Here is a 6,468-nt window from a genome sequence, read left to right as displayed (position 1 = left end):
GGTGGGTACGGCGACCCCGAGGCGTGGGTGCGTACCGTCGTGTACCGGATCCGGATCAGCCGCTGGCGCCGGGCCAAGACGGGGCTCACCGCCTACCGGCGGCACGGCGCCGCGCCGGACACCCCGGAGCTGAGCGTCGACTACGTCGCCATCGTCAGTGCCCTGAAGAAGATCCCGGCGGCGCAGCGCCGCGCGATCGTCCTGTTCTACCTGATGGGCCTGAGCGTGGAGGAGATCTCCCGGGAGACGGGCGTGGCGGCGGGGACGGTCAAGTCCCAGCTCTCCCGCGCCCGGACCCGGCTGGCCACGCTGCTCACCGAGTCCCCTGATTACCACGGCAACCCGTTGGCTTTCGCCAGGGAGGCGTCGAGTCATGCCTGACTACTTCGAATCCGAACTGCGCTCCGGCACGGCGCAGGTGGTCGAGACGTTCACACCGCCCACGGCCGAGCACGTACGGGCGCGGGCCGCACAGCGCACCCGGCAGCACCGGGCCGGCGCCCTCGCGCTGGTCCTAGTCCTCGGCGGCACGGCTTTCGGGGCGAGCAGGCCCCTGTTCGAGCGCTCCACCGGCCCAGCCGCCGCGTCGGGGACCACGGCGACGTCCCGGCCCGCCGCCACCTCGAGTGCGCACGCCACGGCGTCACCCTCGAACGCGGACGGCGCGGTGAGCGTGCGGCTGGCCCCGCCGGCCCGGTACGGGGCCGCGACCTCGAACAAGGTGGTGCTGACGATCGAGAACGCCGGGGCCGCGCGCCACGTCGTGGTCGAGTTCGACGCGGCGGGCACCAAGTCCCTCTACTGGGTCGAGCCCTGCGACAGCGGTGTGGGCGGCGGCTGCTCGCCGACGTCCTACGCGGCCAACCCGCTCAAGGTCGCCAAGGACGTGGGCCCGGGCCGTCCCGGCGTGGTCAGCTTCGACCTGGCGCTGCCCGCCGGCACGAGCGAGTACGACGCCTACGTGGACCCGCCCACCGGCATCAGCTCCTACACGACGCGGGTGCTGGACGGTAAGACGGTGCTGGCGCAGACCGGCCCCGAGCGGATCTCGTACGACTACCCGAAGCTGAGCACGGTGAGCCAGAGCTCGACGAAGGTCGCACGCGGCGGCCCGAGCGTCGACTTCAGCACCCTGATCGCCGACCAGACCGCGGCGTCGTACGTCGACATGGCGTCGCTCACCTCCGTCGTCTGCAAGGCCGGCAGCACCGTGGTGACGGTGCCGGCGGACGCGTACACGCTCGAGTGGTACACGGGGGCGAACTGGGCCGCGGTCGGACCCGTGAAGGCGGTCGGCCAGTTCTCCTACGAGCTCACCCCGGGCGAGTCGAGCACGACCCGGTTCCGGCTGTCCGTGTCGGACTCGATGCCGTCCGAGGTGACCGGCTGCCAGGTCACGCAGGTGGTGAGCGCCTCGATCACGTGGACGCCGCCGTACTACGACCGGGCCGCGCCGTACGCCCAGACGACGCTGGACTTCACCGTCGAATAGTCGAGTAATCGAATAATCGAACGGCCGACCGGCGACCGCCCGGCGGCCGGCCACGGCCCGTGGGCCGAGGCCCTCACTCCTACTTCTGGCAGGGCGTGAGGATCTCGACCCACGGGCCGTCCGTGTACTTCACCGCCACGCAGTAGGTCTGCAGCAGCGTGTCGTAGTCGGCCATCTGGTCCGCGTTCTGCGCGGGGTAGTCGAGGAAGCGCCCTGAGCCGTTCTGCGTGATGACGATGGCCGCGGCGTTCGACGGCAGCGGGTCGATCACGGCGTAGCCGACCTCGACCACGTGGAACTCGGTGGTGTCGAGCCAGGGACCGTAGTGCTCGTCCACGACCGTCGAACCCTGCGGCACGTGTGCCTGGAGCCATGCCGCCGCCTCGGCCCGCGGCGCCTCGTCGAGCGCCTGCACATTCCGGGTGGCGCCGAGGACGGCCGGCAGCGTCACCGCGATGACCACGAGGCTCGCGACGGCGAGGCGGGCCGGCTGCGGCAGGCGCGCCGCCCGGAGCCACGCGACCGGCCGGCCGGCCGCGGCGAGCTCGACCAGCCAGGCCACCGAGAACCCGGTCAACAGCATCAGGGCGGGCAGCAGCGGAAGCAGGTCCCGGTCGAAGCGCACGACCTCCGAGGAGATCAGCGCGAAGTAGCCGACGGCGAAGGAGCCGACGACGAGGATCTCCTTGCGGAACCGGCCGAAGCACGCCGCGGCGATCGCGACCGCGGCACCGGGCAGCAGCACCGCCTGGTCGTGCAGCAGGTCGCTGAGGTAGAAGCCCAGGGCCCCGCCCTGCGCGCCGGAGTGTCCCGCCGAATAGTGCGTCAGCTCCGACTGGAGGCCGGTGACGAGCGAGTTGGAGTCGAACAGCAGGGCCGGCGTGGTCAGGGCGAAGGTCGCGGCCGCCACCGCGCCCGTCAGAGCCAGCGAGATCAGGGCGCGCCACCGCCAGGCGTTCTTGCCCTCGTGGAGCAGGTAGGCGACCACGACGGGCACCGCGCACATGAAGTTGTACTTGCTGCCGAGGGCGCACCCGACGGCGATCCCGGCCAGCACGTAGTCGAGCCTGGAGCCGCGCCGTACGACGGCGAGCGCCCCGGCGAGCGTGGCGGCGGTGAAGAAGGCCGAGTAGGTGTCCGGCGTGACGTAGAGGGCGTTGCCGACCAGCAGCGGAGAGGTCGCGCCCAGCAGGCCCGCGCCCACCGCGACCCACCGCCGCCCGGTGACCCGCCGGACCACGCCGCACAGCAGCAGGCATATGCCCACCGAGAGCGCCACCGTGATCAGGCGCAGCGCCACGACCATGTCCGGGTCCGAGGTCTGGTTGATCCCCATGCCCTGCGAGCCGAAGTCCGCCGCCGTCAACATGTGGCCGGTCAGCAGCCGCTGGATCCGGTCGGCGACGGCGACCACGTCGTACATGAGCGAGGGATAGGAGAAGTAGTGCGGGTCCCAGTCCCCGTGTGCGGCCATGTCCGTACCGACCGTGATGTTCCACGGCTCGTCCGAGTTCAGCATGGCCGGCAGGCCGAAGCCGACTTCCGACAGGCGCAGCACCAGCGCCACCGCGGCGACGATCCCGAGGTCCACGAGCAGGTCCCGGCGACGGCGGGACCGCGGCGGCGGGCCGGACTCCGGTCGCTCCTGTACTTCCGTGGCCTGGGTGAGCGTCAAGACAGTACTCCGCATCGAATTCAGGAGAGAACCGGTCCGGGCGGCAGGACGGCCCGGGGAACGGCGCGACAGGGCCGGCTGGAATTCCCGAGGCGGGTGGCGGTTATCCGCGCCGGGCACGGCGCTCGGCGAGCAGTTCCCAGCGCTCGAGTTCGCTGAGCCCGCCCCACACTCCGAACTCCTCCTCGTTCTCCAGCGCGTAGCCGAGGCAGCGTTGCGAGACCGGGCAGCGCGCGCACACCCGCTTGGCCTCGCGGATGCGCGCGGCCCGCTCCGTCCGTTGTTCGATGGTCTGCGGCGGCCCGAAGAAGAGCTCCTCGTTCAGTTCGCGGCAGGCGCCCTCGAGCTGCCAGTCCAGCGCGGCGAGCTCGGTGCTCAGGGTCCTCGGGGCGGACGTGCGGCGGCGTCCACCCGGGCGGGCTCGTCCGGTGCGCGGCCGGCGAGTCGGGAGCATGGTGTCCATGCCGCTCCAGTGACCGCTCAGTACACGGATAAACCCTCACGATCCGTAAGACGACATCCACTCCTCGCCGCGGCATGTCAGCGCACGGCGTCTCCGGCCGACCGTTTGAATCGCCGGGCAGAGGTTATCCGCCCAGCAGAATTCGTTCGGGTATTTCCGGAGGGGATGCGACAATCCCCCCGATCACAAAGGAGTTCTCGTGGGTGTCATCCTGCTTGTTCTGCTGGTCGCACTGCTGCTCGGCGGTCTCGGTTTCGCCGCGCACGTCCTGTGGTGGATCGCGCTCATCGTGTTCGTCGCCTGGCTCGTCGGCTTCGGTATCAGAAGCGGCGAATCCAGCGGCAGCCGCCGGCGTTGGTACGGCCGCTGGTGACGCCGGTTCGCCCACGCGCCGAAAGCGCCCGGCCGGGATCTCCCGGTCGGGCGCTTTCGTGTCCGCGTGACGTCGACTGAAGCGACTTCGCCGTTTCCACCGGCCTGCGGTGAATCCTCCGCGAGCGGTACTTCGAAGTGATATCCCCGATATCCGCGATATCCGCGCGATCCGAAACGACGACACCTGTGGCGCCGATCGGAATCCGGATCGGCGCCACAGGTGGGGAGGCGGGATTTACGCCTTGGACTCGCGCGCGGCGACCTTGCCGCGCTTGCTGCGCTTTCCGCGCTCGGTCTTGACCGTGGCCGGCACGGTCACGACCCGGGCGCCGAAGAAGCCGCCGATGAGCAGCACGGCTCCGCCTCCGAGCAGGAGCCAGGCCCCGGCGCGGGTGTGGTGGTAGGCCGTGCCCATGTCGTGGCCGTAGGTGCGGTAGGCCTGCACGGCGAACATCACGAACACGACCAGGGCCGCGGCGCCGGCCAGCCGGGTGAGCCAGCCGGTGCGGTCCACCAGCGCGAGCAGCCCGACCAGGGCGATCAGGATCGTCAGCGCGCCGACCGTCTTGACGAAGTCGCCGCGCGCCGGAAATCCCGTCGCCACCAGTGCTTTGAGAGACATGTCGTCGCCGACCCGCTGCGCGACCCAGTCCACGAACGCGCCCGCGACCAGGGCCACGACGCCGATCAGGGTCATCGCCATCCGGACAACCTGCCGGGCGGGGTGCCCGGACTCGAGTTCTGCTTCCTTCGCCGCACCGGTCATGGGGCTTCAACCTCCGAAAGACGATTCAGCGGATCCGGAAGCGACGGATAACCGCGCGCGGGGCCGGCAAACCCGCAGTTGGCAAAGTGGGGCCGGGAGCCGGTGCGGATCACAGCCGGCGCCAGCGGGCTTCGCAGAAGGAGTAGCAGCCGAAGGCGGCGAGCCCGAGGGCCATCAGGATCAGCACCACCGGACCGGCCGGCGCCGCGGCGAAGGCGCGCAGCGTGCCGTCCACACCGCGGGCGCGGTCGGGGTCGAAGGTGATCGCCGCGTCGAGCAGGAACACCCCGGCGCCGCCCGCGATCAGGCCCCGCGCCACGTTGCCGGCCGTGCCCAGCATCAGCACCCGGCGACGGGTGTCGGCGGACACCGTCCCCATCCGCAGGTTCTTGGCGAAGCGCCGCTGCACTCCGCGCTTGATCAGCACGATGCCGGCGACCACAAGGCCGACCCCGACGGCGCCGACGAGCAGCCGCCCGCCGGTGTGGCGCATCGCGTCGGTGGTGAAGTCGGTGGAGACCCGGTTCGTCGAGCCGCTCGCGTGGCCGGTGACGGTGAAGCGGGCGGTGGTGTACGCGGCGACGGCGTAGAGCACCGCCTTGCCCGCCGAGGCGAGCCGGGAGCCGATGCCCTGCTTGCCCGGAAGGTCGGGGCGCACCGCCATGACCGCGCGCCACAGCGCCATGCCGGCGAACCCGACGATCAGGAACCAGAGCACGACGAAGCCGAACGGCTTGCCCGCGATCAGTTCCAGCGCACCGGTGCGGTCGGCCTCCATGGTGCGGTGGTCGAGCGCGATCATCAGCGTGATCCACCCGATCAGCACGTAGACGATGCCGCGCGCGGTGAATCCGACGCGGCCGAGCGCGTCGAGCGCGTTCGTGTGCTGCGTGCGTGAGGCGGCCGGACGCGGGCGCCCGGACCTGCGTGTCTTGTCCGTCCGGCGGGCACCGAACTGTGCGTGCGAGCTCCAGCGTGATCCAGCGCTCATGATGCGTCCCGTCCTTTCCACATGCCTCGTCTCGGCCGGTCGTCAGGTCGTCCGCGTGCCCACGGCCGTTGTGGGTAAACGGTTCCGACCGGGTCGGGCGAGCTGGCAGGAGACGCAGAGCATGGAGACGCATCGTCGGCGGGTGCACCGCCTCGACACCCGGGTGATCCGGGTGGTTCCGGTGGCGCCCTCGCGCCTGTGGGACTCGGCGCTGCCCGCGCTGGGCCGGGCCGCCGACCACGGCGCGCTCTGGTTCGCCGTGGCCGCCGCGCTGGGCCTGAGCGGGAAGCGCCGGGCCCGCCGGGCCGCGCTGCGGGGCCTGGCCGCCCAGGGCGTGGCCAGCGCGAGCGCGAACCTCATCGGCAAGTCGCTGGTGCGCCGGGCCCGCCCCACGGCCGATCAGACCCCGATCATCAGACGCCTGCGTCGGCCGCCGACGAGCTCCTCCTTCCCGTCCGGGCACACCGCCTCGGCCGCGGCGTTCGCCACCGGCGTGGCGCTCGAGCACCCGCGGCTGGCGCTCCCGGTCGCCGCCCTCGCCGCCGGGGTGGGGGTGTCCCGGGTGGTCACGGGCGTGCACTACCCCTCGGACGTGGTGGCCGGGGCCGCGATCGGGGCCGCCGCGGGACTGGCCACCACCCGCTGGTGGCCGACCCTCGCCCCCGCGCCCGCGGACGCCCCCGACACCGTCCGCGCCCTGCCCGCC

At 71.9% G+C, this 6,468-nt stretch carries 8 protein-coding genes; 4 read left to right on the top strand and 4 right to left on the bottom strand.

Features of this window, described 5'->3' with window-relative positions:
- Together KDL01_RS38060 and KDL01_RS38055 are read left to right on the top strand one after the other, a co-directional pair.
- The coding region (locus KDL01_RS38060) for a sigma-70 family RNA polymerase sigma factor (RefSeq protein WP_212533574.1) at nucleotides 1-381 on the top strand (381 nt) is incomplete at its 5' end.
- A complete protein-coding gene (locus KDL01_RS38055) occupies nucleotides 374-1,492 on the top strand; it encodes a hypothetical protein (RefSeq protein WP_212533573.1) in 1,119 nt (372 codons plus the stop codon). The genes KDL01_RS38060 and KDL01_RS38055, both read left to right, overlap by 8 nt.
- Nucleotides 1,493-1,571: 79 nt before the next feature.
- On the opposite strand, the gene KDL01_RS38050 is transcribed toward KDL01_RS38055, so the two are convergent.
- Both KDL01_RS38050 and KDL01_RS38045 read right to left on the bottom strand, forming a co-directional pair.
- Nucleotides 1,572-3,182 (bottom strand): ArnT family glycosyltransferase, encoded by a 1,611-nt coding sequence (locus tag KDL01_RS38050; RefSeq protein ID WP_212533572.1) that lies wholly within the window; start codon nucleotides 3,180-3,182, stop codon nucleotides 1,572-1,574.
- Nucleotides 3,183-3,270: 88 nt separating this feature from the next.
- Nucleotides 3,271-3,630 carry a WhiB family transcriptional regulator gene (locus tag KDL01_RS38045; protein ID WP_281415826.1) on the bottom strand — a complete coding sequence of 120 codons (360 nt, stop codon included), beginning with the start codon at nucleotides 3,628-3,630 and terminating at the stop codon, nucleotides 3,271-3,273.
- Nucleotides 3,631-3,829: 199 nt separating this feature from the next.
- Between KDL01_RS38045 and KDL01_RS38040 the strand changes: the two genes are divergently transcribed.
- Nucleotides 3,830-4,003, top strand: a complete 174-nt coding sequence (locus KDL01_RS38040) for a hydrophobic protein (RefSeq protein WP_212533571.1) — start codon at nucleotides 3,830-3,832, stop codon at nucleotides 4,001-4,003.
- Nucleotides 4,004-4,240: 237 nt separating this feature from the next.
- Here KDL01_RS38040 and KDL01_RS38035 read toward each other — a convergent pair whose 3' ends face one another.
- Both KDL01_RS38035 and KDL01_RS38030 read right to left on the bottom strand, forming a co-directional pair.
- Nucleotides 4,241-4,771, bottom strand: coding sequence for a hypothetical protein (locus KDL01_RS38035; protein ID WP_212533570.1), 531 nt, complete (start codon nucleotides 4,769-4,771; stop codon nucleotides 4,241-4,243).
- A gap of 109 nt (nucleotides 4,772-4,880) precedes the next feature.
- Entirely contained in the window at nucleotides 4,881-5,762 is an 882-nt protein-coding gene (locus KDL01_RS38030) for a DUF1206 domain-containing protein (protein ID WP_212533569.1), read from the bottom strand.
- 121 nt (nucleotides 5,763-5,883) lie between these two features.
- Between KDL01_RS38030 and KDL01_RS38025 the strand changes: the two genes are divergently transcribed.
- Nucleotides 5,884-6,468 (top strand): phosphatase PAP2 family protein (locus tag KDL01_RS38025; RefSeq protein WP_212533568.1); only part of this gene is annotated, 585 nt, incomplete at its 3' end.

The sequence above is a fragment of the Actinospica durhamensis genome (genome assembly GCF_018139695.1).
GTDB classification, from domain to species: domain Bacteria; phylum Actinomycetota; class Actinomycetes; order Streptomycetales; family Catenulisporaceae; genus Actinospica; species Actinospica durhamensis.
This window is presented reverse-complemented; position numbering and strand designations above follow the sequence as displayed.

Bases quoted from the DNA above. Each gene is read 5' to 3' on its own strand.
- KDL01_RS38035 (WP_212533570.1), bottom strand. From the start codon at position 4,771: ATGACCGGTGCGGCGAAGGAAGCAGAACTCGAGTCCGGGCACCCCGCC.
- KDL01_RS38050 (WP_212533572.1), bottom strand. From the start codon at position 3,182: ATGCGGAGTACTGTCTTGACGCTCACCCAGGCCACGGAAGTACAGGAG.
- KDL01_RS38030 (WP_212533569.1), bottom strand. From the start codon at position 5,762: ATGAGCGCTGGATCACGCTGGAGCTCGCACGCACAGTTCGGTGCCCGC.
- KDL01_RS38055 (WP_212533573.1), top strand. From the start codon at position 374: ATGCCTGACTACTTCGAATCCGAACTGCGCTCCGGCACGGCGCAGGTG.
- KDL01_RS38045 (WP_281415826.1), bottom strand. From the start codon at position 3,630: ATGGACACCATGCTCCCGACTCGCCGGCCGCGCACCGGACGAGCCCGC.